The organism is Micromonospora sp. WMMD1082 (assembly GCF_029626175.1).
In the GTDB taxonomy this organism is placed as follows: domain Bacteria; phylum Actinomycetota; class Actinomycetes; order Mycobacteriales; family Micromonosporaceae; genus Micromonospora.
In genome coordinates this window covers 6,751,644-6,777,795 of the sequence record NZ_JARUBM010000002.1, presented here as the reverse complement: position 1 = coordinate 6,777,795, position 26,152 = coordinate 6,751,644, and the positions used below count along the sequence as shown (strand labels likewise).

Below are 26,152 nucleotides of genomic sequence, written 5' to 3'. Positions count from 1 at the left end.
GCCCCTTACGCATCGGTCTTCTTGAGCCGGTATGCCGCCGCGGCGAGCGTCACGACCGCATACCCGGCGAAGACCGCAAGGCCCGCCCAGGGCGCCAGCGTGCCGTCCGCCTGGGTCAGCGCCATCACGGCGCTGCCGGCGTTGCTGGGCAGGTACGGGGTGATGGCCTCGGAGATCGAGCCCGGCAGCAACGCGGCCAGACCGGGCACGATCAGCAGCAGGGCGGCCAGGACCGCGATGGCGCCGGCGCTGGAGCGGACGAGCATGCCGAGCGCGACGCCGAGCACCGCGACCAGGCCGAGATAGAGGCCGGCGCCGAGCAGGGCCCGCAGCACGCCGTCGTCGCCGAGGCCCAGGCCGCCGATCTTGTCGTTGAGCACGGCCGACCCGGCCGCGAAAGCAGCGAAAGCGCCGGCGGTCATCGCGACGAAGGCGGCCGACCCCGCCACGAGGCTCTTCGACCACAGCACCGGCAACCGGCGCGGCACCGCGGCGAGGGTCGCCCGGATCATGCCGGTGGTGTACTCGCCGGCGCCCAGCAGCGCACCGAGCACGCCGACGGACAGGGCGGCCAGGATGCTGCCGGACAGAGCCAGGTCGACCGAGGTCAGGCCGTCGCCCGAGAAGGAAGCCGAGGCGATCATGCCGAAGGCGATCAGGAGAAAGACGGAGATGCCGGTCGTAATCCAGGTGGAGCGCAGGGAGGAGAACTTGGTCCATTCGGCGGCGACGACGCCACCAGCGGTGATCTTCATCGGGAGGCCTCGTATTCGACAGCGTCGCGGGTCAGGTCCATGAACGCCGCTTCGAGCGAGGCGTTCTGCGGGGTGAGCTCGAACAGCGGGATGCCGCGGGCAGCCGCGGCCAGCCCGATCGCGCGGGCGGAGACGCCGGCGACGAGCAGCTCCTCGGCACCGGCCGACGTGACCGTGATGCCCGGGCCGGCGATCAGGGCGCGCAGCGCGTCGGGGGCGGAGGTGACGACCCGGACGCCCTCGGCGGCCACGAGGTCGGCCACGGTGGTGTCGGCCAGCAGTCTGCCCCGGCCGACGATGACCAGGTGGTCTGCGATCAGCGAGACCTCGCTCATCAGATGCGATGACAGCATCACGGTGCGGCCTTCGGCGGCCAGGCCGGTGAGCAGGTTGCGCACCCAGAGGACTCCCTCGGGGTCGAGTCCGTTGACCGGCTCGTCGAGCATCACCACGGCCGGGTCGCCGAGCAGCGAGGCGGCGATGCCGAGCCGCTGACCCATGCCGAGGGAGAAGGCCCCGACCCGCTTGTGGGCGACGGCCGAGAGACCGGCCAGGTCGAGCACCTCGTCGACGCGGGAGCGCGGGATGCCGTTCGTGCGGGCCATGGCGAGAAGGTGGCTGGCCGCCGTACGGCCGGGGTGCACGGCCTTGGCCTCGAGCAGAACGCCGATCTCGCGCAGTGGTGCCTTCGACGATGCGTATGGCTTGCCGTTGACCAGCACGTCGCCCGAGTTCGGCGCGTCGAGGCCGACGATCATCCGCATGGTGGTCGACTTGCCGGCGCCGTTGGGGCCGAGGAAGCCGGTGACCTGTCCGGGTTTCGCGGTGAACGACAGGCGGTCGACGACCGTCTTCGCACCGTACCGTTTGGTAACTTCGCGTACCTGAATCATGCTCACCACGCTAGTTTCGGGCAGCGCGGGGATCGTGGTACCGCAGTCGACACTTCCCGGCCGCCGGTGGTACCCAGGTACTACTGGCGCCTCAGCTGGCCGACGACGGATTGACTTGTCGCAAGTCTTGACGCACCATGCTGATACAAGCTTTGCGACATGGGAGGCGTCATGCCGAGTGGAACGTTGCCGAATGTCGACCCGCCGGTGCGTCCGGCGGACCTCGACCTGGCCGGTGCGTGGTTGGCCGGGCACGGCCTGGCCGACGTGCGGCCGACACCCCTGCTGGCGACGCGTCTGGCGGCCCGGCGACGTGCCCGGTTGGCCGCTTCTGTCCTGCTGGCCGCGTTCATCATGGCGGTTGCCCTCACCTACGTCGGCGGCATGGTCGACGGGTCCGGGTACCGGCGCTGGTTGCTGCTGGTGTTGACGGCGCTGGTGGTCGGGTTGGTGCTGGCCCAAGCGCTGCTGGACTGGTGGGTACGGCGGGTCGACCGGCGTGCCGGTGCGACGTTGCCGCGACGGGCGGCCTACCCGGTCCGGCTCGGCTGGCGTACCGTGCTCGGCTGGCCGCGTGCCGTGTTCGCGGCCGTCACGTTCGCGGGCGCGACGGTGCTGGCGATCGGCACCCTGACCCGGCCGGATTCCAGCGCGAGGTACGCGGCGGTCATTCTGCTCATCGGGCTGTGCGGGCTCGCGGTCGGCATGGTCGTCCAGCTACGCCATGTCTTGACGCACCCGGTCGTGGCCGACGACGAGGTCTCGCTGACCGCCGACGTCATCATGCGGGTCGAGGACGCCCGAGACGTCGCCGTGCCAACCGTGGTGTGGTCGCTGCCGGTCGTGTCGGTGTTCAGTACCGCGCTTGGTTGGTGGAACGCCGCCTGGCTCGCCTTCATCGTCCTGAGCGTCATCGCGCTCGCCCTGATCAATGCGCGGACCGCGCGGAGCGGCGTGGTGGCGCGGCACGCCACGAACACCCGGTGAACCGAATGATCGTCATCGACGCGGCCTCGCCCGTCCCGCCGTTCGAGCAGCTCCGTGCTCAGCTCGCCCGGCAGATCCAGGACCACACGCTGGCCGTGGGCACCCGGCTGCCGACCATTCGTCGTCTGGCCGCAGACCTTGGCCTGGCCGTCAACACGGTCGGCCGGGCCTACCGGGAGTTGGAGGAGGCAGGGTTGATCGAGACCCGCGGATCAGCCGGCTCGTTCGTGTCCGCGGCCGGCGAGAAGGGACGCGAACGGGCGAGTCGGGCCGCCGCCGAATACGCCGCCGTCATCACCAGCCTCGGCATCGACGCCAACGAGGCCATCCGCATCGTCCAAGCGGCGCTGACCAGGGGAATCGCAGCATCCCCCGCCACACGCGACCCGAAAGAAGCATGACATGGCCGTACCCGCGATTCCGGGACCGCCTTGTCGACGAGCGGGAGGATTGAATACGCCGGGCTGGGTGAGGTCCGGAATGTAGACCCCGAGGCCTTCGGGCTCACGGTAGTCCAGTGTGTAGGCGGTCAGCGTGTGGAGGGGATTGACGCCGTCGGTGAAGGGAGCCGGCGGAGCGGGGGGTCCAGGGCGCCGGTGCCGAGGTTGGCAGAGGTGTGGAACGTGTTTCCGATGTTGGGCTTGGAAATCACCACGTTCTGCCCGTTGATGGTCTCGGTCTTACCGTATGGGTCGCCGTGCAGCAGGTAGAGGTATCGGCCGACGACGGCGTAGCCCTGGAGGGCAGGGTGGCCGTACGTGGTGAGGGGCCATCCGGGGACCGCAGTGATGTCCGGCTCGCTGATGCTCGCGAGCGGCTTCTCCCAGATGTCGAGGCGCGCCAGGTCAAGGTCGTGCACCTGGTATTTGGTGACGCCGTCCGTGTCGCGGTAGCGGACGACGAGTCGACCGTAGACCGGGTCGATGCTGGCAGTGTTGATCGTGGAGCCTGGCACGGGAGTGTACTTGGCGAGAGTGGACGAGGTGGAGTCGAGGAGCTGGCCGTTGACGAAGGGAAAGCGGGCCAGGCGAGTGCCGCGGCTGGTGCCGTCAGATTCTTCACGCGACTCTTTGCGTAATTTCACGGTTCTGCGGCCGCCTACCTCCCGCCTAGCATCCATGTCGCTGATCGTCACACGGCGATCGCACGATGTGAGGAGGTGGCGGTGGCATCACGTAGAGTCGTGTCACCAGGACGGCGTATGCGGTTACTCGCCGCAGTCGCGATCATCGGCGGGCTACTCGTCAGCGCACAACCCGCGCTGGCCGGGACGCCGGCCGCCAGCGACGGCGCTGCGGCCCAACCGGCCGCGCGGGACGAGGGCTGGCAGCCCGATATCCAGACGCCCGACCCGGTGACCCTTCCCGGCACCACCAAAAAGATCACGCCGTTCGCGACACCGCTGAGCCCGCATCAACCCGAGGCGCTGCCGGGTGCCACGAAGGGGCCCGGCGCCACGCTCAAGGCGGACGGCGCGGCCCGCGCGGCGATCCGCGAGGCCGACATGCCAACCTTCCGTGGGGCATCGCCGCAGGCCGGGCCCGACGACCCGCCAACCGGGCTGTACTGCACCGAGGCGATCTCACGGAACGGCTCCGTCAGCGGCGCCCCCAATCAGACCAACTACGCGGCGAACATCTCCTACCTGGCGGAGTTCGGCTGCAACTTCTGGCTCGACGCGGCCTACATCGCCACCGGCGTGATCGACCGCGGCCGCTTCGACGGCCAGTTCCTCTACACCACGGCGCCCCTCTCGTACGGGCAGACCTACTACGGCGCGACCTCGGGCGGCGTGAGCACCCCCGGGGAGCTCTTCGACGGCGGCCGCAACGTGGAGATCGCCTTCGAGCTTTACCTGTTGGCTCCGATCGGGGTCTACTGGGGCGGCTGCTTCCCCATACCGGGGCTGCGCTACCTGCTGTGCGAGGGTCTCGGCACCGGCCTGCTGCACATCGTGCTGGGCACCGGGCCGTTCGGGACCGGGCTGCAGCCCCCGGTGATCCGACATGTCGCACTGGGTGACTCCTACTCCTCGGGCACCGGCGCGCCACCGTACTCCGACGCGTTGTGCCGGCAGTCGCCCGCGACCTACTCCAACACCATCACGGGAACACTCCTGTCAGGACTGTCGGTGGACCGACCGACCCTGGCGGCGTGCCATGGCGCGAGGATCCCCGACCTGTACGCGAGTCAGCACCCCGGCGTGCCACCCCAACTGGACGCGATACAGCCACACACCCGGCTCGTCACGCTGACCATCGGCGGCAACGACCTCGACTTCACGGCCAAGCTCACCGGCTGCTACCTGGGCGCCGACTGCTCCACAGCGGGACCGTTGGTCACCCCGCAGGAGCTTTACCAGGTACAGGTCCAGCTCACGGCCCTGTACCGGCAGATCAGAGCGGAGATGCACCCCAGCGGGAAACTCATGGTGCTGAGCTACCCGGCCGTCGTGCCCAACCCGGACGACTCCGCCGACCCGCCGCCGGCCCAGGACCGTTGCCCGGACCTGGCCAGCAACCTCATCGAGAGCGAACGGAGAGCGATCTACGACGCGACCGCCCAGACCGACAGGATGATCCGGGACGCCGCGTTGGCCACGGGCGACTCCCGTGTCATCTACGTCAACGGGCTGGACCTGTTCCGCGGCCACCGGCTCTGCAGCGCCAACGGCGTATGGGCCAACGGGCTCACCTCGCCGCTGAGCGACTCGTTCCACCCCAACGCCTCGGGGTACCAGGCGATGGCGACCCGGGTAGCCCAGGCCCTCCCCCCACTCTGACGGCCTCGGGCTCGCCGTCGGGCGCCCTGGTCCGCCACGGGCGCCCGACACCGGCATCGGTTCGCCGCCCCGAAGTGCTCAGCATTCCCCTGGTCCTCCCCGAACGGAGGGATCATGTATTCGCTTGAGGAACGTGCCCGGAGTCATTCCGTCATCATCAGGCGGGCGAGCTCGACCCGAGAGCGCACGCCGAGCTTGACGAACGCGTGCCGCAGGTGCGAGCTGACGGTGTGTGGCGACAGGAACAGCTCCTCGGCGATCTGGCGGTTGGTCCATCCCTGGACGACCATCCGGGCCACCCTCGTCTCCGACTCGGTGAGCCCGGCCCACCCCGCCTGGGGCCGGTTGGGAGCGCGTCGGCGTACGCCCTGCCGGCGGAGTAGTCCTCTGACGCGGGCCGCGTCGCGGTCGGCACCGACCGCTTCCCACTGGTCGAGGGCTGAGGTCAGCAGGGACAGCCCGCCAGGGCGATCGCTGTGGACCACCACAGTGCCTGCGTCCTCGATCACCCGGGCCCGCAGCAGAAGCCGCTCGTCTGCGGTGTAGAGGTCGACGGCCTCCAGCAGCAGCTCCGGGTCCGCGTTCAGCAGGCCGCGTGCGTGGCACAGTGCGGCGGCGACGACGGGCTCACCTGCGTGCCGGTGTACTTCGTCCTCAAGACGGGCCACCGCCGCCTCCGCCCGGTCGCGCCGGTCGCTTCGCAGCAGCAGACGGACCAGGGTGGCGACCTCGGCATGCTCCGTCAGGGTCACGATGCGGACGCAACCGCCGAACAGCGCGTCCATCTCCTCTTCGTCGGCCCGGTCGTCGGCCGGCGCACCTCGGGCCTCGGCCAGCAGTGCCCACAGCCAGCGCCCCGGCCGCGCCAGACGGGTCCGTTGTACCTGGCCATCTCCGTTGCCGTCGCCTCGGCGGCCGTCATCGCAGCCTGGTCCCCACGGTGGACCGCCACCGTGCCGAGAACGAGGGCGGCGATGTAGAGATAGCTGTGGTTGCCAAGCTCGTACGACATGGCCTGGATCGCCTCGGCCTCCGCCTGTGCCTCGTCCAGACGGCCGGCGCGGAGGTGGATTCGAGCTCGGATCATCGACCACACCCGCGCGTTGGCGACCTGGCCGTCCGCCTGCGCGAGCCGGGCGCCTTCATCGGCCAGTCGCCACGCCTCGGTCATCCGGCCCATCGCGTCGAGCATCATTGCCTTCCAGGCGTCAGGCAGTGACAACGAGCGAGCGCTGGGCACCTCGTTACGGAGCCCGATCGCGTCGTCGGCCGCGCGTAGACCGCTCGCCCAGTCACACAGGTGGAAGTCGGCGACGGCCTTCGCGACCAGCACGGCTGAGCGCGAGTGGGGAGCCATGCCGTCGTCGGCCAGGTCCATCGCGGCGTCAGCGGCACGGCGGGCCCCGTCGGGTTGGCCGACGATGCCCAGGGCGCCGGCCAGGACCGCATGCAACCGGGCGCGGAGTTCGGCAGGCAGGCCCGCGTCCTTGAGGGCTTCGCGACAGAGTTCCGCCGCGCGCCCGGCGTCGGACGGCAGGATGGCCTCGGCGATCAGACGCCGGACCTGGGCCATCGATATCCGGTCGAGCACCAGCTCGTGGCTCTGCGTGAAAAGCTCGAAGGCCTTCGGAGCCTGGTCGGCGAGGACGAGGTGGGTGATGGTCTCGGTGAGCAGCACTCCCCGATCCGGGTCGTCGCGACGCGCGAGCTCGAAGGCCCGGGTGGTGAGCTGAGCGGATACCGAGGGGGAGCGGAAGCCGATCTCGGCCGCAGCCCGGCGGAGCAGTGCGATCCCTCCTTGATCGCCGTACGTGGCGGTCTCCATCACGAGCGCGGCCACCTGGTTCGCGGGCGCCCCTGCGGCCAGGCTGGCGTCGATGGCCTGTTGGCGCAGGGCGCGGCGCAGAGGTGCGGGCAGGCTGCTGTCGATGGCTTCGCGGACCAGATCGTGCCGGAACGCGAAGGTGTCACCGTTCTCGATGATCAGCTCCGCGTCCAGGGCCTCCCGTAGCGGGGCGAGTAGGGTGGAGGCGCGGCGGTCGAGCATCCGGGCGAGTTGCTCCACGGTGAAGGTTCGGCCGAGGACCGAGGCCAGTTCGACGGCCAGGCGGGCGTCGTCGGACAGCAGCCGTACCTGTTCGCGGATCGAGTCGGAGAAGCGCAGGGGCAGACGAGGCGCACACAGCACCGCCACGCCCTCGCGGACCTCCACGGCCCGCTCGTCACGCAGCCCGTGCAGGAACTCGAGTAGCAGTAGCGGCCGGCCGCGTGCACCAGCCAGCATCTCACCAAGCCGCTCGTCCGGCATGCCGCCGAGGACGTCGTACGCGACCTGCGCGACGGCCTGCGTGTCGAGGGCGTCGAGCCTGACGACGCAGTCGGTCTGACCGCTGATCTGGTCGATGACGGCGCGGACCGGTGCTGGCGGATCGGGCCGTAGGGCGATCGCCCAGAGAACGGGATCGGAGGACAGCCGCCGGGTCAACGTCCGCACCGCGTTGACGGTGGCCAGATCGGCCCAGTGGAAGTCGTCTATGACGATCATGAAGGGAGACTGCAGGGCTGCCTTCTCCAGGCCCTCGTGCAGTTCCTGGATGAGCCAGAAGCTGCCCTCGGTCCGCTCGGCCACCTGCCGGAGAGCGTCCAGGTCGACCGGGGGGTCGTCGTTGTCGGTCAGCGTGTCCAGCAGCAGCAGTGACGGCACGCCGAGCGATGCGGCCTGACCCGACCCGGTGAATACGCGCAAGCCATGCTCACGGACGCCGGCGGCTGCCTCGGCCAGCAGGCTGGTCTTGCCGCTGCCTGGTGCACCCTCGACGATGACGACACCACCTGTCCCCGCGGCCAGCTGGCGGATGCGATGGTGGATGGCGCTGCGTTCGGCATCCCGGCCGCGCAGCGGTTGCGAACCCGACCGTGCGCCAGCACGGGCAATCATTGTTTCTCCCCGCCGCTGGATCGGAGCCCCTCAAGACAACGGTGGACCCTCTTTGCCCAGCGATGAGGATTTCACTCTGGGCCCGGTCCGTGCAACGTGAGGTGGCGATGGTCGGCCGGCCCACGTCGTATGCGGCACAGGTGGAACGACCTCCTCGAATTCGTAGCGCATCAGACGCGTACGGGTGCTCCGCCGGCCCCCGCACCGGAAGTTGACCTCTGCGACCCCCAACGGAAACCTGAGTGCGGTCGGTGCACCTCGAGCTCGCACGTCCGGGTGATTCGAGAGCACCCCGCCCGCACATCCGTGCGATAGCAGCCGTCTGCGGCAGCCCGGCCGGCCGAGGTGGCTCGCGTGGCGAGCGTCAGGACGTGTGATGTTCCGGCCCAGTGGGCTCTGGTCAGATTAGCGCTGCCGATGATCCACACGGTGTGGAATCTGATGGGCATGAGATGCGAGCCGCCAGCATGTACTCGAAAAGACATCAGCCTGTAAGCGGTGAGGTCAAGCAGGGCCGGGTGCGCGTCCCCGCAATCCACCAACTGAACGAGGAAAGAGGGGGGTCTCTCACTCGAATCCAGCGTGGCCCCCAGACCGGGAACTGAGTCGTGTCACTTTTTCTGGAGTTCCTGAAGAATCCCATGACGGTCGGCGCGATCGCGCCGAGTGGCCCGGCGCTGGCACGGGTGGCCACCGCGGTGGTACCCCGCACGGGTTCCCCGGTCGTCGTCGAACTCGGCCCGGGCACCGGTGCCTTCACCGACGCTGTCCAGCAGCGTCTTGCGGGACGCGGCCAGCACATAGCCCTGGAGATCAACCCACGGTTCGCCGAGCAACTGGCTGCCCGTCATCCGGCGGTCGACGTCGTGAACGCCGACGCCGCCACCCTCGAGACCGTGCTGGCGCAGCGTGGGCTCAGGCGGGCCGATGCCGTGGTCAGCGGCCTTCCCTGGGCGGCGTATGCCGAAGACCAGCAGCGCAGCGTGCTGTCCGGGGTTGTCGCGGCCCTGCCGCCAGGCGGCGTGTTCACCACTTTCGCGTACGTCCATGCCCGGTGGGCGCCGCCGGCCCGGCGCCTGCTGCACTCGCTGCAGGCGCGGTTCGACGAGGTGGTGATCAGTCGCACGGTATGGGCGAACCTCCCACCTGCCCTCGTCTATTACTGCCGGCGCCCGCGGACCTGGTTCTCCGCCGACGTCGATCCGACCAGCCATGCCCTCACCAAAATGCGAGTTCAGTGATAGTTCAGTGCCGTCAACCAATTTCTGGCTTTCGTATGTGGATTGTCTTCGGGGGTACGGTTCGTGACGTCGCGACTGCGCCTGCAGGTCATGGGTCCGCTGCGGGTGTGGCGGGGCGACATCGAGCTGGACTCGGGGCCTCGGCAGCAGCGGTGTCTCCTCGCGCTGCTGCTGGTCCGCGTTGGTCGTCCGGTCAGCATGAGCGATCTGATCACTCTGATCTGGGGGACCGACCCGCCGGCCAGCGCGGCTAACGTCATCCACAAGTACGTCGGCGCGCTGCGCCGGCTGCTCGAACCCGATCTGCCGCCGCGGTCCTCCGGGAGCTATCTCACGCGCCACAGCAACGGATATCGCTTCACCGCCGGTCCCGAGACGCTCGATCTGGTGACGTTTCGCCAACTCGTCTCCGCGGCGAGAGTGAACACCACCGAGGGACGGCCGGCCGAGGCGCTCGACCGCTACATCGACGCGCTGCGCCTCTGCCACGGGTCGGCCGGTGACGCCTTGGCGGACTGCACGTCGGCCACTGCCACCGTCGCGAGCGTCGACGGTGAGTTCTTCGCTGGTGCTGTCGCCGCGGCGGGTGTCGCCGCCCAACTGCGTCGCCCGGCCGAGGTCCTCGCTGCGCTACGACTGGCAGCGGAGATGGATCGGCTCAACGAGCCGGTGCACGCGAGCCTGGTGACGACGCTCGCCGCTGCCGGATACCAGGCCGAGGCGCTGATGGCGTACTGGGCAATCCGTGACCGGCTCTCCGAGGAACTTGGCATCGACCCGGGGCGTGAGCTGCGGGAGGCCCAGCAGCGAGTGCTGACCCAGGCGGTGACACCATCCGACGCCGAACGTGACCAGGTGGGAACCGCGCTGCGGGCGGGCCCGTCCCGACTGGTCCCGATGGTGCGCCCGGCGCAGTTGCCACCGGACCAGCCGCTGTTCGTCGGGCGAAAGGCCGAACTGGACATCCTCGGCGATCTGGTCGTCGAGATGCGCTCCGGCGGACGCACCAGTCCGATGGTGGTCGCGATGGACGGCATGGGCGGCGTCGGCAAGTCGACGATCATCATGCACTTCGCGCACATGGTTGCCGATGAGTTCACCGACGGCCAACTCTATCTGGATCTCCAGGGCCACGAGGGCGAGGAGGGGAGCGTCCTTGCCGGCGAAGCCCTGCGTTCCCTGTTGTACGCATTGGGTGTCCGCGCGGCGGACATCCCGGACACGTTCGACGCGTTGGCCGGCACGTATCGCAGCCTGACAGCCGGAATGCGGATTCTCGTCGTGCTGGACAATGTGCGGGACTCGTCGCAGGTGCGCCCCCTGCTGCCGAACTCAGCCGACAGCCTCGTGCTGATCACCAGTCGACGCCCGCTGGTCGGCCTGGCCGCGTCGGACAGCGCACGCCTGTTTCGCGCAAACCTCCCTGATCTGCCGGAGGCCCGGGAGCTACTGCGGACCCGACTCGCCGAGATGTACAGCCGGATCTTTCCCGCGGGGGAGGATGTGGAGACTCTCGACGAGATCATCGAACTGTGTGGCCGGCTGCCGCTGGCGCTCCTGGCTGCCCGACTGAGCGCACGTCCACAGCTGTCGCTGGGCTCCGTCGCAGTCGAGCTGCGGGACGGTGTCCGACGGCTGGAAGCGTTCCAAGGTGGCCGCGGGGTGAGCGATCCGCGGACCGCGTTCTCGTGGTCGTACCGGCAGCTGACTCCCGGAGCGGCCCGGCTGTTCCGGTTGTTGTCGGTTGCGTTCGCTGCGGGGATCACGGTCGAGGCGTGCGTCAGCATGTCCGGTCTGGATCTCCAGCAAACTCGCGCGCTGCTCGAGGAACTGGCCGAGGCGGCGCTGGTAACCGAGGACGACAACGGCTACTTCACGTCGCACGTGCTGGTCAAGGCGTACGCGGAGGAGTTGTTCCTGGCTACCGAGTCGCCGGCCGAACGGCGGGCGGCGGCCAGCCGCCTGCTGCAGCATTACCTGCACAGCAGCTCCAACGCCGAGCTCATGCTCGAACCGCCCCGAACTCCGATCGTGCCGGCGCCACCCCTGCCTGGCGTTGTTCCCGAGCGGCCGGCCTCGTACGAGGAAGCTCTCGGCTGGTTGGCCCGCCACCGCGAGGTGCTCAAGGAGGCCGTCAAGGTCGCCGCCGAGGTCGGCCACGGCATCGTTCCGTGGCACCTCGCCATGACGACGCAGCAGTACCTGGAGTGGTACGGGTTCTTCCGAGACTGGGAGGACATCATGCGGTACGCCCTGCGAGCAGCGCGCGAGCGGGGCGACGTGATCGGCGAGGCGCACATGCTGCGTTGTCTGGCCGGCGCTCGGTGATTCTCCGGCGCGAATGAGGAGGCCCTGGATCTGCTCCGGGCCGCCCTCGACATTTTCGCCGTGCATGACATGCTGCCGGAGCAGGCGATGACGTACGTCGATCTTCATGCGGTGCATACCGTGCTCGGCCGGCACGACTTGGCCCTCGATGACAGTGAGAAGGCCGTGGCGCTCAACTGCACCGCGGGCAACAAGCGGGCGAAGATCCGCAGCCTTGGCTGCAACGGTCAGTCGCTCGCGCGTCTCGGGCAGCACGAGAAGGCGGCTCAGGTGCTGCAACGGGCACTCGATCTCAACGCCCAGATCGAGTACCGGCACGAGGACGCCTCGATACGGGTCGCCATCGCGCAGAACCTCACGACCATGGGACGGCTCGACGACGCCGTGGAACAGCTCAAACTGGCGGCCAAGACCGCGGGTGAGATGAGCCAGGGACCGAACCGGTTCGAAGCGTTCCGCGGCCTGTCTGAACTGCTGCTCTCCGTCGGCGACGCGAGCGGCGCGCGGGAGGCGTACGGGCGGGCTCATGAGGTGCTGGGGTCTTTCCAGGACGGGGGGCCCGACCACATGCGGGCCGGCCTTCGGCACCTGGCCCAGAGGCTGGCGCGGTTCGGTCCCGCCCCGCATTGACGTGACGTCACACCTGAGCGGTACGGACAGGGCCGGAGATGCGTCGGGCCGCGGCCGCGGCCGTGGCAGATCAGCGGCATCCCGTCCCCCGCACCTCGTGAGTCATCTCCGGACGCGCCACGGCGAACCCCCTCGATACCCGTACCGGTGGCTTTGTCGAGTTCGATAGTGCCCGTGGCCAGTTTATTTCCACTTACTTCTCTGTCGGTGTCGTCCTGCCCGATCGCCGGAAGTGCCCGAGCATCGAGGGCCTAGATCCCGATGAATGTCCAGGAACCGTAGATGAGGGGAATGCCCGGAGACCGAACTTCTACTGAACCGCAATGGGCGCGTGAGGGCGTTGAGTGTTGATGTAGGTCAGTCTCTGTCCACCCCCGGCACCTAGCGTCGAAGTCGACAAGAACGTAAGGACCGAGAAGAGGAACATCATGGTGGGTGGAGAAAGCAAGCCGACAATCGTTCTCGTGCATGGTGCGTTCGCCGACAGCAGTGGCTTTGACGCGGTCATCCGACGGCTGCTGGCCGACGGGTACCCGGTGGTCGCCGCGTCGAATGCGCTGCGCGGCGTCGCCTCTGATGCGGCCGCGGTCAAGGCCCTGCTCGGCAGCGTCGAGGGGCCGATCGTGCTGGTCGGCCACTCCTACGGCGGCGCCATCATCTCCACGGCCGCGGCCGGCAGCGAGCAGGTGCAGGCGCTGGTCTACCTGGCGGCGTTCATCCCGGACACCGGCGAGGCGGTCGGGGAACTGGTCGCCAAGTTCCCCGGCAGCACGGTCAACGAGTCCCTGAAGGCGGTGCCGCTGACGGATGGGCAGGTCGACCTGTACATCGACCCGGCGGTATACCATTCCCGGTTCGCGGCCGACGTGCCCACCGAGGACGCGGCGGTGTACGCGATCGCGCAGCGCCCGGCCGCCGCGGCGGCGTTTGGCGAGCCCGCAACCGGCCCGCAGGCGTGGAACACGATTCCGGCCTTCACCCTGATCAGCGGCGCTGATTTGATCATCCCGCCGGAGACGCAGGAGTTCATGGCCAAGCGGGCCGGCGCCACCGTGCAGGTGGTCGAAGGCGCCTCGCATCTGGTGTTCGTCTCGCACCCGGACACCACGGTGGCCTTCATCCAGCAGGCGGCCCACGAGACCGCTCGCTGACCGTAGCCAATCCGCCGGTGGGCCGGCCTGGGACAGTCTCTCGGCGAGCTGTTCCAAGCCGGCCCGCATGCGGTCGTTCCGCCGTCCTGGCCCCACGTATGCATGCTGATGCACTGTTTCGTCCCTCTGCGGGAGATCAGCCGAGCTGCGTATGGGCTGGCGCGGCCGGCGGGTCGTCGCCTTCACGGAGGCCGTATCGCGCGTAGAAGCGCCGCAGTGGCGCTGGCGCCCACCAGTTCGTGTTTCCGAGCAGGCGCATCGTGGCGGGGATCAGCAGCGCCCGGACGATCGTCGCGTCCACCAGGACGGCGATGAGCAGCGCCACTCCGATCAGCTTGATGAACGTGATTCCGGAGATGGAGAACAGTCCGATCACGACGAGGATGAGCAGCGCAGCGCTGGTGATGATGCGACCGCTGCGTTGCAGCCCGACCGCGACCGCCGCTGCGTTGTCGCCGGTCCGGTCGTACTCCTCACGGATCCGGGACAGCAGGAAGACCTCGTAGTCCATCGACAACCCGAAGACGATCGCGAGTACGAGGATCGGCTGGGTCGCCTCCAGCGTCCCGGTGGACGTGAAGTTCAGCAGGCCGGACAGATGGCCGTCCTGGAAGATCAGAACCAGTGCGCCGAACGAGGCGCCGAGCGACAGGATGTTCATCACGATCGCCTTGATCGGCAGCACGAGCGAGCCGAAGGCGAGGAACAGCAGGACGAACGACGCGCCGACGATGATCAGCGCCATCCAGGGCAGCAGGTCGCCCACCGCGTCGAGTTGGTCGGCCAGTCGCGCGGTCAAGCCGCCCACCAGCACTTGGCCGCCGGGTGGTGCGGGCACGGCCCGGATCCGGCTCACAAGTTCCCGCGCCTGCTCCGATATCGGATCGTCCTGGTAGGTGATCGCGACCCGGGCGACCTCGTCGGCCAGACCCGTGACCTCGGCTCCGGTCACACCGTCGACGCTTCGGACGGCGGCGATGTACCCCTCCAGACCGACCCGGTCGGGCGAGGTCACGATCGCCTCGATCGGCAGTTGGCTGTTCTGGACGAAGTCGCGGTCCACGGTCTCGGAGACGACTCTGCTCTCGGTGCCCGCCGGGAGCACCCTGGGGTCGATGCCGCCGAACTCGACGCGCAGGAACGGGGCGGCGGCCAGCAGCAGTACCGCGAGCACCCCGACCGCATAGAAGACCGGGCGGCGCATGATGCTGTGCGCGAGGCGGTACCAGAACCCGTGCGCGGCAGTGGCCCCCGCCGCAACCGGAGGCGGACGGCGGAGCAGTCGCCGCACCGAGAGTGCCTCCACCTGGGGGCCGAGGATGCTGAGCAGGGCGGGCAGCACGGTCAGCGCCGCCACCATCGCCACCAGGACCGCGGACAGACCGCCGAAGCCCATGGAGCGCAGGAAGGTCATAGGAAAGATCAGCAGACCGGCCAACGAGACCGCGACGGTGATGCCGGAGACCGCGACGGTACGACCGGCGGTGGCCATCGTGCGGGCGATCGCGTCCTCGACGCCGAGCCCGTGGGCGATCTCCTCCCGGAAGCGCCCGACCATGAACAGGCCGTAGTCGATCGCCAGGCCCAGCCCGAGGATCGTCACCACGTTGATCGAGAAGACCGAGACGTCGGTCAGGTAGCTCATCGCGCGTAACGCGGTGAACGCTCCGACGATGGCCAGACCGCCGATCGCGAGCGGCAGGCTCGCAGCGGCCATGCTGCCGAAGACGACCACCAGGAGCAACAGCAGCACCGGTATGGAGATCGTCTCAGCGAGGGCGATGTCCGCGGCGACCCGCTCGCGGATGTCACGGCTGACCGTCGTGATCCCGCCGACCTGGGTCTGTACGACGGGCGGCGCGACGAGTTGGTCCTCGATCTCCTTGAGTCCTTCGCCGCGCTGCGTCTCGTCGTCGCCGGCCAGGGTCAGCACCGCGTAGGTGGCGTGCCGGTCGTGACTGACCAGGGCCGGGCTATTGGTGCTCCAATAGGTGACGGCCCTGGTCACCGCGTCGTCGGGGAGCGCGTCGACCGTCTCGGTCACGGCCCGCTGGAATGCCGGGTCGTCAACCGTCATGTCGGGGCTGGTGTAGAGCACCACCACGTCGTTGCCGGTCCGGCCCAGTGACGCGTCGGCGCGCTCGACCGCCCGGGAGCTCTCGCTTGCCGGGTCGTCGAACCCTTCGGTGGTCAACGCGCCGAAGACCTGCGTACCCCAGATGCCGCCGAACACCACGAAGGCCGTGGCCAGGCCGACCACCCACCACCGTCGGCGAAACATTGTCCGCCCCAACCGCTCGAACATCGCTACCCCTCTACGGCTTTGTCAGCGCGCGGCGCGCTTGATGAGGTCGGCCGTCACGGCGGGCTGCGAGATCATCGCGACGTGCGACGCGCCGACCTCCCGAACGTGCGCACCGGCACGCTGCGCCATGAACCGCTGTGCCGCGGCGGGCAGCACCTGGTCGTTGCGGGCAACGAGATACCAGGACGGAATGGTCTTCCACGCAGGGGCGCCGGACGGCTCCCCGAGGGTGCGCGCGTCGGCCGGCCGCTGCCCGGCCCACAACAGCTCGGCGGTCGCCTTCGGCACGTCGCCCGCGAACACTTCCCGGAAGAACTGCCGCTTGATGTAGCCGTCGACGAGGCCCTCACCGTACGGCCGGAAGTCCAGCGCTGCCTCGTTGAGCTTGCTTCCCGGGAACTTCGTCTGCAGGCCCAGCAGCGTCTCGCCCTGATCGGGTGCGAACGCGGCCACGTAGACCAGCGCCTTCACGTTCGGGTTGCCGGTCGCGGCGTTCGTGGTAACGATCCCGCCGTAGGAGTGTGCGGCGAGGATGATCGGGCCGCTCAGCGTGGCGAGGATGCTGGCCAGGTAGCCGGAGTCGGCGGCAACGCTGCGCAGCGGGTTCGCCGGAGCGATGACCGGGTAGCCGTCGCGGATGAGTCGGGTGGCGACGTCGTTCCAACCGGAGGCGTCGGCGAACGCGCCGTGCACGAGGACCACGGTGGGCTTTGGCTTGCTGCCGTGCCGGGGGTGTGCCTGCGCGGCGGGCGCACCGAGCACAGCGCCGGCTGCGGCCACGACGGAACCGGTCAGCAACGTTCGGCGAGTCGTTGTCACGGGTAGACCTTTCGATAATCGTTCTCGGTCCTAATCGCGGATCAGCGTAGATCCGGCTACTTGACGAGGACTGAACGAAGCGGCCGGCTAGCCGCCGACGTATTCCGTCTGCGTCAAGTCCGTCGGCCTAGCCTGCGATCATGACAAGGACGAAGAGCGAAACCGCCATCAAGTGGCGCCTGCGGGTCCACCTTCTCTCCTACGTAATCGCCAACCTCGCCCAGGTCGTGGTGTGGTGGCTCGTCACCCCGGACCATTTCTTCTGGCCCCTGTGGTCGATCCTCGTCTGGGGCGTCGGGCTGGCATTCCACATCCGCGCGGCGGCGAAGTCCCCATCCAAAACGCACCGATACGGGCATCCTCACCCGCGGCACCCTCATTCGGAGCACTGAACCGTGTCGTTTTTCCTGGAGTTCGTCCGCGATCCCCTGACGGTCGGCGCGATCGCGCCGAGTAGTCCGGCGCTGGCCCGGGTGGCGACGGCGGCGGTGCCCCGAACCGGTTCCCCGATCGTCGTGGAGGTCGGACCCGGCACCGGCGCCTTCACCGCGGCTATCCAGATGCGCCTCGCGGGACGGGGCCGTCACATCGCGGTCGAGGTCAATCCACGGTTCGCACAGCGACTGGCCGTGCTCCATCCGGCGGTCGACGTGGTCAACGCGGACGCGAGCGACCTCGTCACGGTGCTCGCGCAGCGCGGGCTCAGCCAGGTCGATGTCGTGGTCAGCGGCCTTCCGTGGGCGGCGTTCGCCGAGAACCGTCAGCGCGACGTGCTGTCCTCGGTGGTCGCCACGCTGCCGCCGCACGGCGTGTTCACCACGTTCGCGTACGTGCATACCCGGTGGGCCAGACCCGCGCGGCGCCTGCTCCGATCCGTGCGGTCGCTGTTCGACGAGGTCATCATCAGCCGGACGGAGTGGGCCAACCTCCCGCCCGCCCTGGTGTACTACTGTCGCCGTCCCTGGGCGAACCCATCGTCCGAAGTCGAAATGGCCGATGCGGTGACGTCACGCCTCAGCCGGCCAGGCCAGCAGTTCCTCGGGACGGCGGCGAACAGGTAGGCCCCGCGCTCGATGGACAATGCGCCCGGCGGCTCGGTCGAGGTAAGCGTCCAGCGCAAGATCGGCCGAGTGGTACTGACCGTGGCCGACACCGGGGAGGTCATCCCGTCTGACCAGGTCGACCGCTTGTTCGAGCCGTTCCAACGGCTGCACCGCACGGCCGACGACGGGCACCACGGCCTCGGACTGTCGATCGTGCGCGCGATCGCCCGCGCCCACGGCGCGGCGCTCGCCGCCCGCCCACGTCCTCACGGGGGCCTCGTCATCGAAGTGGCGTTCCCCGTGATCAGCGCGGACCTGACGGACACCTGAGAGCGGCCAACGCATCCTGGCAGCAAGCCCGCCGATGTTCAGCCGGGTGACGCGGTGAGTTCCTCGGATCGGTCGAAGGCCGGTGTCGGGACCGGCAGCCCGAACCGCTCCAGCGCGGCGGAGAAGCCTTCCCAGCGGCGGCCTGCGGCTCGTGGCGGACGGCTTCGCCGAGATCCGCGGTGAGCTGAGCTAGGACCCGCCCGCGCCGTCGGTCGGGATCCAGCCGCGCCGGATCGCCTCCATCCCGGCCTGGAACCGGGTCTGCGTGCCGAGCAGGTCCAGCAGCCGGCGTACCCGGCGCCGCATGGTGCGGACCGAGAGGCCGAGCTGCCGGCCGATCGTCTCGTCCTTCACGCCGGCCGCGAGCAGCGCGAGCAGTTGCCGGTCCTCGGCCGAGAGTTCGTCGGCCGAGGCACCGGCCTCCAGCGGCACCGCCCGGTCCCAGCTCACGTCGAAGACGAAGGTCAGCGCGTCGAGCAGGACCGAGGCGTACACCAGCATGCTGCGGGTGGTGCCGTTGGGGCTCGGCTCCAGCGGCACCAGCGCCACCCGCTCGTCGACCAGGTGCATCTTGAACGGCACGTCCACCGAGACCCGGGCCTGCTCACCGAGGGCGGCGAGACTCCGGACCTCGGCGAGCGCGCCGGGCTGCTCCAGGGCGTCCGGATGGTAGATCGCCCGCCAGCGTACGCCCCGGGCCAGCACGGCCGGTTCGACCGGATTGCCGGCGGCGTGCACGTACGGCGGGCGGTCGAAGGCGCGTACCTCGCGTACTGCGCTCTGCTGCAGGCGGAGGAACGTGCGACCGATCTCCTCACCGGTGACCACCTCGACCGGCCCGGTCACCGCCTCACCGGTCCGGACGGTCTCGTAGATCGCGGCGAGTTCGGCGGCGGCGTCCCGTGCCCGGCGCAGCGACCGCTCCGCCGGGTGGAGCAGGGCGTCCAGCGCGACCCGGGGGTCGGCCGCCGCGTACCGTTCCGGCTCGGCGGCGAACCGTGCGACGAGCCCCTGCCGGCGGAGTTGGTCGAGAGCGTCGGCGACTCGTTGGGGGCTCAGGCCGGTTGCCGCCGCGACCTCCACCGCGTTCGCCTGCCCGCGACCGAGCAGTGCCCGCAGCACCACCTCGTCGGCGGCGGAGATCCCGGCTCCGGCCAGGGCGTTGCGTTCTGAGGGCACGGCCGATTGTGGCCGGCAGGTGCCATCGGCACCAATATGACGTTGCCAACCATTGCCGGCCCAGCCTCGCTCGGGCTCCCCTATCAACCATGATCAGTACATCGATGCGACGCGGCGTGGCGGCGACGACCGTCGTCCTGCTTGCCGCCGGATTGCTCCCACCCGGGCCCGCGGCGGCCGTGCCGGCCGCCGGAGTGGACCGGACCGTGATAGTCGAGTTCGACGTGGCGCCGACGATCGCGGTGGCACCCGCGCCGGGCACCGTCGACGCCCAGGCCGCCGACCGGCTGCGCCGGGCGCGGGCGACGGTGGCCGCCGCTGAGCAGGAGGTGACCGACGCCGCCCGGCGGGCCCGGATCCAGGTCGAGCGGCGCCGCTCCTTCGAGGTCCTGCTGCCCGGCATGACCGTCCGGGTACCGGCCGGACAGGTCGACACGCTGCGCCGGCTGCCCGGGGTGAAGGCGGTGCACGAGGTGACCCGGTTCCAGATCCGGGAAGCCGTTGCCGGCCCCGGGAGCACCGGAGGCGCCGGTCCGGGCCGCCCGGCCGGCCCGGTCGTCGAGGAGAACCTGGCGCTGATCGGCGCACCGCAGGCCTGGCGCCGGACGGACGGCGCCGGCCGGCCGCTTCGCGGCGGTGGGGTGACGGTCGCGGTCATCGACACCGGGGTGGACTACACCCACCCGAGCCTGGGCGGCGGATTCGGCCCGGGACGCAAGGTCGTCGGCGGGTACGACTTCGTCAACGACGACGCCGACCCGATGGACGACCACAGCCACGGCACGCACGTGGCCGGCATCATCGCCGGGACCGGAGCGAGTGGTGTCACCGGGGTGGCTCCGGATGCCACGCTGACCGCGTACAAGGTGCTCGACGCGGACGGGTGGGGTGAGAGCGACGGTATCGTGGCCGCCCTGGAGGCCGCCGTCGACCCGGCCAACCCGCACCGCGCCGACCTGATCAACATGAGTCTCGGCGGCACCGGCGACGGCACCGACCCGGTCGGCCGGGCGGCGAGCGCCGCCGTCGCGGCCGGCGTGACGGTGGTCGCCGCCGCCGGCAACTCCGGCCCGGGCGAGCGGACCGTCGGCAGCCCGGCCCTCGCCGACGGGGTTCTCGCGGTGGGCGCCTCCACCAGCGGGGTACGGGTGCCGGTCGCCGAGCTGACCAGCCCGCGCAAGGGCCCGATCGTGGCCTACCGGTCCGCCGTCTCGGCGAACCCGCCCGTTAGGACGAGCACCGGCGACCTGGTCGACGTCGGTGAGGGCACGCCCGCCGAGTGGGCCGCCGCCGGTGACGTACGGGGCAAGGTGGTGCTGATCAGTGGCGCACCGTACGCCGGAGCCAGCCCCGACGACGTCGACCGGTTCACCGAGGCCGAGCGGCGTGGTGCGTTGGCCGCGGTCGGCTACACCCGCTCCCTGGTGGGCGACGAGACCGGCGCCGACGGGCCGGCGGGCGGCTTCGCCGCGACCGTCACCAAGAGCCCCGATCCGCGCGACGAACTGCGCTTCAACCGGCTCGTGGTGCTCGGCATCGACGACCCCGGCCAGTACGCCGAACTCCGGCAGCTGCTCGACGCCGGCCGGGTCCGGGTCGCCATCAGCGGCCAGGACGCCACCGACCAGATCGCCCGCTTCTCCTCCCGGGGGCCGGACCTACGGTGGGGCCTGAAGCCCCAGCTCGTCGCCCCCGGTGTGGAGATCCGCTCGGCGGTGCCGACGGCACTCTGGGCACCCGGCGTGCAGCGCTACAGCGGCACCAGCATGGCCGCCCCGCACGTCGCCGGGGCCGGGGCGCTGCTGCGCCAGCTCCGTCCGGAGGTGTCGCCGGCCGGGATGACGGGCGCACTGGTCGGCTCGGCCACGAAGGTCGATGCTGGTCCGGCCTCGGCCGGAGCGGGCCGGCTGGATCTGCCGGCGGCGCTGGACGCCGAGGTGACCGCCGATCCGCCGGCCCTCTCGCTCGGCCTCGCCGACCTCACCGGAGACCGGGTCCGGACCACCGGCACGGTGACCCTGCGCAACGACGGACGCACGTCCACGACGGTACGGCTGCGCGTCACTCCGGCGGCGGGCAGCCCGGGCGTCGTCCGGGTCACCCCGGAGCGGGTGACCGTGCCGGCCGGCCGGTCCGCCGCCGTCACCGTCCGGATCGAGGCGCCGGCGCCGGACCAGGGTCACCCGGACGTCTCCGGTTGGCTGACCGCCGCCGGCGGAAAGGGCACCGACCTGCGGGTGCCGTACCTGCTGGCGGTGCGGACGCCATGGGTGTACGCCACCCCCGACCCGAGCGACGGTCGCAGCGCCGTCTACGTGGACACATTGGACCCGGTCGAGACCGCACCGGCCATCGTGGTCACCGGGCCGGACGGCCGGCGGACCGAGGTGACGCCGATCGCCGACGGCGGGGTGTGGTGGCACGCCCCCGTCACCGGCGACCGGCCCGGGACGTACGCCGTCACGGCCAGCGTCCGTACCGGCAGCGGCGCGACCATCGTCGGGAGAACCCACTTCGAGGTGGCCGAGGACGCGGCGGCGAGGCCGTGGCAGTTGGTCGGGCCGTACGGGTCGGGCGGGCAGCTGGCAACCACGCCGGCTGACCCGAACCGGCTCGTGGTGACCTCGCCCGGCGTCGCCGGTCTGTGGATCTCCACCGATCGCGCCCGCACCTGGCGGTACGAGCGGCTTGCCGCAGTGTCGAGCGGCCGGACCACGGTCCAGCTCGACCCGAGACGGGCGGACCGGATCTGGGTCGCGGTCACCTCCCGCGACGACCCGACGTACCAGGGCCGGATGCTGCGCTCCGACGACGCCGGCCGCACCTGGCGAAGCCTGCCGTTCCCGGACGCCCAGGTCGCCGGGTTCGTCGTCTCGCCCGACGGCGGCGTGCTGGTGGCGGCGACCGAGTCGACGGTCGAGGTCAGCCGCGACGGCGGTGACACCTGGACGTCGACCCCGGCGTTCTGGTCCGGCCTGCTGACCGGGATCGCCTTCGCCGGTGACGACCTCTTCCTGACCTCCGACGACGGGGTCTGGCGGTGGTCGGTGGCGACCGGGGCACCCGCCCTCGTCCGCCCGGCCGCCGACTTCTTCGCCACGCCCAGGACCGTGGTGGTCGCCGGGGAGACGGTGGCGGTCGCGCAATGGGATGGCAGCGTCTGGGGTTCGACCGACCGGGGCGGCACGTGGCGGCACCTGCTCGACGTCGAACACCTGCTCAGCCTCACCGCCACCGGCCGGACCCTGCTGGTGGACACCAACCAGGAGAACCGGATCAGCACCGACGCGGGCCGTACCTGGCGGCCGGCGGCGAAGGCGGGCAGGGCGATCGTGAACAGCCTCGCCCAGTGGCCGGACGACGACCGGACACTGCTGGTCGGGATGGAGACCGTGGGCGTTTTCAGCACGACGGACGCCCGGCGGTACACCCGGATCGGCACCCCGGGGGTGCCCGCCGACGAGCTGCTGGTGGCCGGCGGCAAGCTGCTGGTCGGTACGCCCTCGGACGTGTACCGCGCGCCGCTGCCGGTCGACCCCGGCCGCCTGGACTGGGGTCCGACCCAGGGCGAGGGGATGATCGGGTTCGGGGTTCGCGGGCTCGTCACGGATCCGCGCGACCCGAGGACGGTGTGGAAGCTCCTCCAGACCGGCTTCTTCAGCATCCGCCTGCAGCGGAGCCTGGACGGCGGATCGAGCTACTCCGACGTCTTCACCGACTACGCCTCTCCGCTGGCGCTGCTGGTGCACCCGGCCGATCCGCGCCGGCTCTACCTCGCGTACAAGGACCTGACCGGGGCCGGACTGCTGACCAGCCGGGACGGCGGGGCCACCTGGCGGCGGATCAACCACCTCACCGAGTACGCCGCGCTGGCCGGCGACCCGCGTGACCCGGATCGGGTCTGGCTGGGCGGGGAGGGCGGTCTCTGGCGGTCCGACGACGGCGGGGTGAACCGGGTGAAGGTGCTGGACGGCCCGGTCTCCGCGCTCTCCGTCGACAGCCGGCGGATCATCGTCGGCGGCGCCACCATCCGGGTCAGCACCGACGGCGGGCGCACCTTCACCGAGGCGCGCAGCGCCGGCGGCCGGTTCACGTTGCCGATGCGGGTCAGCGAGCTCGTCGAGTCCCGTGGGGTGTGGTATGCCGGATCGGCGGACTTCGCCGAGGCCGGGCTGCGCTTCGGTGGCCGTGGCGTGCTGCGCAGCACCGACGGTGGCCGCACCTGGAGCAACATCGGTGCCGGGCTGCCGGACAGCTCGGTGCGCTCGCTGGCGGTCAGCCCGGACGGCACGTGGCTGTACGCCGGCACCGCTGCCGGCGGGGTCTACCGGTTGGCGCTGCGCCGCTGAACCGACAGGCCGGCCCCGGCCGGGTCACCCTCGCGGGTGGCCCGGCCGGTCAGGCCGAAGACCCGGGGAGGCGAAACCGTGCCGGCGGTGCCGTAGCCGCCCGATCCGTGGCAGTGCAAGCATTCAGGGAGACGCAGGGCGATGCCGGAGAGGATCGGACATGGATCGGGTGAGCGGTTCCTGGCTCTACCGGGTGAAGCAGTGGATGTATCGGGGCGGTAGACCCAACTGGCTGGCTCGGGCGATGAACCGGGTCTCGGCCTGGCAGTTCTCGACCGGTTTTCTCGCCCCCGGCAACTGGGTGACGTTGGAGGTCGTGGGTCGGCGCAGTGGCCGTACCGTGTCGTTCCCGCTGGTCGCTGTCGATCACGACGGTGGGCGCTACCTGGTGTCGATGCTGGGCGAGCAGGCGAACTGGGTGCGTAACGTGCGAGCCGCTGGAGGGCGGGCGGTGCTGCGGCGCGACCACCGCCAATCCGTGCTGCTGGCGGAGGTGCCCGTCGCGCAGCGGGCGCCGATCCTGCGCCACTACCTGGACAAGGCACCGGGAGCGCGGCCGCACGTGCCGGTCCGGCGGGGGGCGCCGATGGCGCAGTTCGCCCAGATCGCCGCCGACTATCCGGTGTTCCAGGTGCTGCCCGCGCCCGGTCACGCCGCACGGTCGGGCGGTAGGGGCTGAATCGGGGCGACCATGGGGACGAAGACGACGACGTCGAAGCTGGATCGCAGCGAGGGCAGCTCGTAGTAGTGCTCGGCGTCATCTCCGGGGTCGTACACCCCGGAGATCAGTCTCGTCCGCCAAGGCGCGTCGAGTCGCGCGGCGACGTCGACCGGAACGTCGGCGGCCAAGTTCACCGTCCGTTCGCCGCCGGCGCAGAGCAAGAGATCCTCGAGCGAACCGGAGGCGGGCAATGGGATCTTGCTGTTGCGGACAAGACCGTGGCCGAATGTGACGTGACCGGCGAAGTATCGGTCGCCGAGGGCTTCCCGTAGATGGGAGCCGAGCATGACGCCGCCGTGCGCCGCGACGTGAGCGCTGCCCTCCCAGAGGACGATCCGATCGCCGGTACGCCGGTGCCACTCCAGGATCCGTTCGGCGGCTGCCCGCTCCTCACGTTCCGCGTCGTATCCCACCCCGATCGCGTTCGCGTGGTGCTCGACGATCATGTCGAGTAGCCGCACGGCCTCGTCTTGCCCGGCACCTTCGAGCCGCCCGGCGATCGCACGCGCCTTGCGCGCGAGTTTCACGAACGGCGTGCCTGGGTGGGTGCCCTGGGCCCGCTGCACATGCTCGCCATTGTCGTGAGCAGTGCGGATGACGGCGAGCAGTTCACGGACCTGTGGCACCTCGGCTGGGGAGATGGCCGCGATCAAGTCCACGACACGGTCGTAGTCAGCGGGCAGCACCCGCGAGCCACCCACTCCGATCACCCGCACCGGGTCGTCGGGCCGGGTCGCGTTGCGGCGCCGGAGCCGCGTGAGGGCGTCCCGCATCTCGCTCGTCTGCCAGGGCCCCCAGCCCTGCCGCAGCGAGGAATCGATGTTGACGTCCGCACCGCGCACGTAGCGGTCGTAAAGCGCACCCACGCGCTGGTTGTCGAGTATGGCGAGGACCCGGAAACCGCGATCGATCAGCGCATGGGTGGCGTGCTCCACGATCTGGAAGGGCTCGTGTGCTTCGCGTGTGCTGCCGCCGAGCCCGACGACGAAGGCATCCGAAGCCAGGTCGGCGATCGCCGTCGGGTCAACGGTCTCGGGCTGTGCCGCCAGCCAGGAAACCACGGCCTCGCTCGCGGCGTTGCCGGTGTCGTCGACGCCGCCGAACGGGCGTCGACGCCGTGCTTCCCGCAGAGCGCCGGCCCACCAGGAGAGCTCGCGGACGGCGTCCCGGACCGCGCCGTCCTCCCCGTCAGGAGCGACATAGCGGCCCTCGGTGAGGTGTACCCATGGCGCGCGGAGCGCGACCATGCGACGAGTGGTGACCACGGAGAGCTCGGCGAAGACCGGGCGAAGGTACTCACCGGCGAGCAGCCCACCCTGTACGCCATACGGCACGACCATGGCGGCCTTGAACTGCCACTCGCCGTAGTGCCAGTCCACGAAACGCTTCAGACACGCCGGGTAGGAGTGGTTGTACTCGGGGGTGACGATCACGAAGCCGTCTGCGGCGGCCATCAGATCGGATGCCGGCGTCGGCTGCCCACCGCCGGGCTGCAGATCCGAGTCAGGTGGCAAGTGGAGATCGGTGAGATCCACCATGTGGGTCCGGACATCCCCAGGGATTTGTGCCATCACCCAGTCGCCCAGGATGCGGCCGATCCTGTCATCGCGGACGCTGGCCACTACGACAACGAGGTTGAGAGGTGGCTCGTCAGCCCTGTTCCCGTGCTCGTTCAATGCGGTTGTCTGATCGCTCATACGA

The 26,152-nt window shown here is 70.2% G+C and carries 21 protein-coding genes; 12 read left to right on the top strand and 9 right to left on the bottom strand.

From position 1 onward, the window contains the following. Window positions 1-5: 5 nt before the first annotated feature. Both O7615_RS31160 and O7615_RS31155 read right to left on the bottom strand, forming a co-directional pair. Window positions 6-755 (bottom strand): ABC transporter permease, encoded by a 750-nt coding sequence (locus O7615_RS31160; protein WP_278181372.1) that lies wholly within the window; start codon window positions 753-755, stop codon window positions 6-8. Next, the gene (locus O7615_RS31155) at window positions 752-1,648 is read right to left on the bottom strand and encodes an ABC transporter ATP-binding protein (RefSeq protein ID WP_278182296.1); all 897 of its coding nucleotides are present in this window, start codon (window positions 1,646-1,648) and stop codon (window positions 752-754) included. Before O7615_RS31155 ends, O7615_RS31160 begins: the two co-directional genes overlap by 4 nt. Window positions 1,649-1,819: 171 nt before the next feature. Here O7615_RS31155 and O7615_RS31150 point away from each other — a divergent pair, with 171 nt between their 5' ends. Together O7615_RS31150 and O7615_RS31145 are read left to right on the top strand one after the other, a co-directional pair. Beyond that, window positions 1,820-2,635 (top strand): hypothetical protein, encoded by an 816-nt coding sequence (locus O7615_RS31150; protein WP_278181371.1) that lies wholly within the window; start codon window positions 1,820-1,822, stop codon window positions 2,633-2,635. A 5-nt stretch (window positions 2,636-2,640) separates the two neighbouring features. Further along, the gene (locus tag O7615_RS31145) at window positions 2,641-3,036 is read left to right on the top strand and encodes a GntR family transcriptional regulator (RefSeq protein WP_278182295.1); all 396 of its coding nucleotides are present in this window, start codon (window positions 2,641-2,643) and stop codon (window positions 3,034-3,036) included. Window positions 3,037-3,164: 128 nt separating this feature from the next. Here the strand turns inward: O7615_RS31145 and O7615_RS31140 are convergent, their stop codons facing one another. Beyond that, complete coding sequence (locus O7615_RS31140; RefSeq protein WP_278181370.1) at window positions 3,165-3,770, bottom strand: hypothetical protein; 606 nt, start codon at window positions 3,768-3,770, stop codon at window positions 3,165-3,167. Window positions 3,771-3,836: 66 nt separating this feature from the next. Between O7615_RS31140 and O7615_RS31135 the strand changes: the two genes are divergently transcribed. Then, window positions 3,837-5,417, top strand: a complete 1,581-nt coding sequence (locus tag O7615_RS31135) for a GDSL-type esterase/lipase family protein (RefSeq protein WP_278181369.1) — start codon at window positions 3,837-3,839, stop codon at window positions 5,415-5,417. Between the two features lie 143 nt (window positions 5,418-5,560). Here O7615_RS31135 and O7615_RS31130 read toward each other — a convergent pair whose 3' ends face one another. Together O7615_RS31130 and O7615_RS31125 are read right to left on the bottom strand one after the other, a co-directional pair. Further along, the gene (locus O7615_RS31130) at window positions 5,561-6,202 is read right to left on the bottom strand and encodes a helix-turn-helix transcriptional regulator (protein ID WP_278181368.1); all 642 of its coding nucleotides are present in this window, start codon (window positions 6,200-6,202) and stop codon (window positions 5,561-5,563) included. Beyond that, on the bottom strand, window positions 6,166-8,355 hold the full coding sequence (locus O7615_RS31125) for an ATP-binding protein (RefSeq protein ID WP_278181367.1): 2,190 nt from the start codon (window positions 8,353-8,355) through the stop codon (window positions 6,166-6,168). Before O7615_RS31125 ends, O7615_RS31130 begins: the two co-directional genes overlap by 37 nt. Before the next feature lie 608 nt (window positions 8,356-8,963). On the opposite strand from O7615_RS31125, the gene O7615_RS31120 reads away from it, so the two are divergent. The 4 genes from O7615_RS31120 to O7615_RS31105 all read left to right on the top strand — a co-directional run bounded on the left by O7615_RS31120 (window position 8,964) and on the right by O7615_RS31105 (window position 13,705). Beyond that, a complete protein-coding gene (locus O7615_RS31120; RefSeq protein WP_278181366.1) occupies window positions 8,964-9,596 on the top strand; it encodes a methyltransferase domain-containing protein in 633 nt (210 codons plus the stop codon). Window positions 9,597-9,659: 63 nt separating this feature from the next. Next, complete coding sequence (locus tag O7615_RS31115) at window positions 9,660-11,924, top strand: AfsR/SARP family transcriptional regulator (protein WP_278181365.1); 2,265 nt, start codon at window positions 9,660-9,662, stop codon at window positions 11,922-11,924. Between the two features lie 69 nt (window positions 11,925-11,993). Then, a complete protein-coding gene (locus O7615_RS31110; RefSeq protein ID WP_347405135.1) occupies window positions 11,994-12,554 on the top strand; it encodes a tetratricopeptide repeat protein in 561 nt (186 codons plus the stop codon). Window positions 12,555-12,982: 428 nt separating this feature from the next. After that, complete coding sequence (locus tag O7615_RS31105; protein WP_278181363.1) at window positions 12,983-13,705, top strand: alpha/beta hydrolase; 723 nt, start codon at window positions 12,983-12,985, stop codon at window positions 13,703-13,705. 136 nt (window positions 13,706-13,841) lie between these two features. On the opposite strand, the gene O7615_RS31100 is transcribed toward O7615_RS31105, so the two are convergent. Together O7615_RS31100 and O7615_RS31095 are read right to left on the bottom strand one after the other, a co-directional pair. Next, a complete protein-coding gene (locus tag O7615_RS31100; protein ID WP_278181362.1) occupies window positions 13,842-16,010 on the bottom strand; it encodes an MMPL family transporter in 2,169 nt (722 codons plus the stop codon). A 21-nt stretch (window positions 16,011-16,031) separates the two neighbouring features. Continuing rightward, the gene (locus O7615_RS31095) at window positions 16,032-16,829 is read right to left on the bottom strand and encodes an alpha/beta hydrolase (protein ID WP_278181361.1); all 798 of its coding nucleotides are present in this window, start codon (window positions 16,827-16,829) and stop codon (window positions 16,032-16,034) included. 140 nt (window positions 16,830-16,969) lie between these two features. On the opposite strand from O7615_RS31095, the gene O7615_RS31090 reads away from it, so the two are divergent. Genes O7615_RS31090 through O7615_RS31080 form a run of 3 tightly spaced genes read left to right on the top strand, consistent with a single transcriptional unit; the run spans window position 16,970 to window position 18,202 of the window. Next, complete coding sequence (locus O7615_RS31090; protein ID WP_278181360.1) at window positions 16,970-17,221, top strand: 2TM domain-containing protein; 252 nt, start codon at window positions 16,970-16,972, stop codon at window positions 17,219-17,221. A gap of 3 nt (window positions 17,222-17,224) precedes the next feature. Further along, window positions 17,225-17,890 carry an SAM-dependent methyltransferase gene (locus O7615_RS31085; protein ID WP_278181359.1) on the top strand — a complete coding sequence of 222 codons (666 nt, stop codon included), beginning with the start codon at window positions 17,225-17,227 and terminating at the stop codon, window positions 17,888-17,890. Between the two features lie 12 nt (window positions 17,891-17,902). Further along, window positions 17,903-18,202 carry an ATP-binding protein gene (locus O7615_RS31080; RefSeq protein WP_278181358.1) on the top strand — a complete coding sequence of 100 codons (300 nt, stop codon included), beginning with the start codon at window positions 17,903-17,905 and terminating at the stop codon, window positions 18,200-18,202. A gap of 189 nt (window positions 18,203-18,391) precedes the next feature. Here the strand turns inward: O7615_RS31080 and O7615_RS31075 are convergent, their stop codons facing one another. Continuing rightward, the gene (locus tag O7615_RS31075) at window positions 18,392-19,381 is read right to left on the bottom strand and encodes a helix-turn-helix domain-containing protein (RefSeq protein ID WP_278181357.1); all 990 of its coding nucleotides are present in this window, start codon (window positions 19,379-19,381) and stop codon (window positions 18,392-18,394) included. 89 nt (window positions 19,382-19,470) lie between these two features. Here O7615_RS31075 and O7615_RS31070 point away from each other — a divergent pair, with 89 nt between their 5' ends. Beyond that, window positions 19,471-23,730 carry a S8 family serine peptidase gene (locus tag O7615_RS31070; protein WP_278181356.1) on the top strand — a complete coding sequence of 1,420 codons (4,260 nt, stop codon included), beginning with the start codon at window positions 19,471-19,473 and terminating at the stop codon, window positions 23,728-23,730. A 160-nt stretch (window positions 23,731-23,890) separates the two neighbouring features. Further along, complete coding sequence (locus O7615_RS31065) at window positions 23,891-24,409, top strand: nitroreductase family deazaflavin-dependent oxidoreductase (RefSeq protein ID WP_278181355.1); 519 nt, start codon at window positions 23,891-23,893, stop codon at window positions 24,407-24,409. Here O7615_RS31065 and O7615_RS31060 read toward each other — a convergent pair. Further along, window positions 24,379-26,148 (bottom strand): erythromycin esterase family protein, encoded by a 1,770-nt coding sequence (locus O7615_RS31060; RefSeq protein ID WP_278182294.1) that lies wholly within the window; start codon window positions 26,146-26,148, stop codon window positions 24,379-24,381. The two genes, O7615_RS31065 and O7615_RS31060, sit on opposite strands and share 31 nt — an antisense overlap. Between the last annotated feature and the right edge of the window lie 4 nt (window positions 26,149-26,152).

Bases quoted from the DNA above. Each gene is read 5' to 3' on its own strand.
- O7615_RS31160 (WP_278181372.1), bottom strand. From the start codon at position 755: ATGAAGATCACCGCTGGTGGCGTCGTCGCCGCCGAATGGACCAAGTTC.
- O7615_RS31125 (WP_278181367.1), bottom strand. From the start codon at position 8,355: ATGATTGCCCGTGCTGGCGCACGGTCGGGTTCGCAACCGCTGCGCGGC.
- O7615_RS31070 (WP_278181356.1), top strand. From the start codon at position 19,471: ATGATCAGTACATCGATGCGACGCGGCGTGGCGGCGACGACCGTCGTC.
- O7615_RS31110 (WP_347405135.1), top strand. From the start codon at position 11,994: ATGCTGCCGGAGCAGGCGATGACGTACGTCGATCTTCATGCGGTGCAT.
- O7615_RS31145 (WP_278182295.1), top strand. From the start codon at position 2,641: ATGATCGTCATCGACGCGGCCTCGCCCGTCCCGCCGTTCGAGCAGCTC.
- O7615_RS31090 (WP_278181360.1), top strand. From the start codon at position 16,970: ATGACAAGGACGAAGAGCGAAACCGCCATCAAGTGGCGCCTGCGGGTC.
- O7615_RS31155 (WP_278182296.1), bottom strand. From the start codon at position 1,648: ATGATTCAGGTACGCGAAGTTACCAAACGGTACGGTGCGAAGACGGTC.
- O7615_RS31065 (WP_278181355.1), top strand. From the start codon at position 23,891: ATGGATCGGGTGAGCGGTTCCTGGCTCTACCGGGTGAAGCAGTGGATG.
- O7615_RS31130 (WP_278181368.1), bottom strand. From the start codon at position 6,202: ATGGACGCGCTGTTCGGCGGTTGCGTCCGCATCGTGACCCTGACGGAG.
- O7615_RS31150 (WP_278181371.1), top strand. From the start codon at position 1,820: ATGCCGAGTGGAACGTTGCCGAATGTCGACCCGCCGGTGCGTCCGGCG.
- O7615_RS31135 (WP_278181369.1), top strand. From the start codon at position 3,837: ATGCGGTTACTCGCCGCAGTCGCGATCATCGGCGGGCTACTCGTCAGC.
- O7615_RS31100 (WP_278181362.1), bottom strand. From the start codon at position 16,010: ATGTTCGAGCGGTTGGGGCGGACAATGTTTCGCCGACGGTGGTGGGTG.
- O7615_RS31080 (WP_278181358.1), top strand. From the start codon at position 17,903: ATGGACAATGCGCCCGGCGGCTCGGTCGAGGTAAGCGTCCAGCGCAAG.
- O7615_RS31105 (WP_278181363.1), top strand. From the start codon at position 12,983: ATGGTGGGTGGAGAAAGCAAGCCGACAATCGTTCTCGTGCATGGTGCG.
- O7615_RS31060 (WP_278182294.1), bottom strand. From the start codon at position 26,148: ATGAGCGATCAGACAACCGCATTGAACGAGCACGGGAACAGGGCTGAC.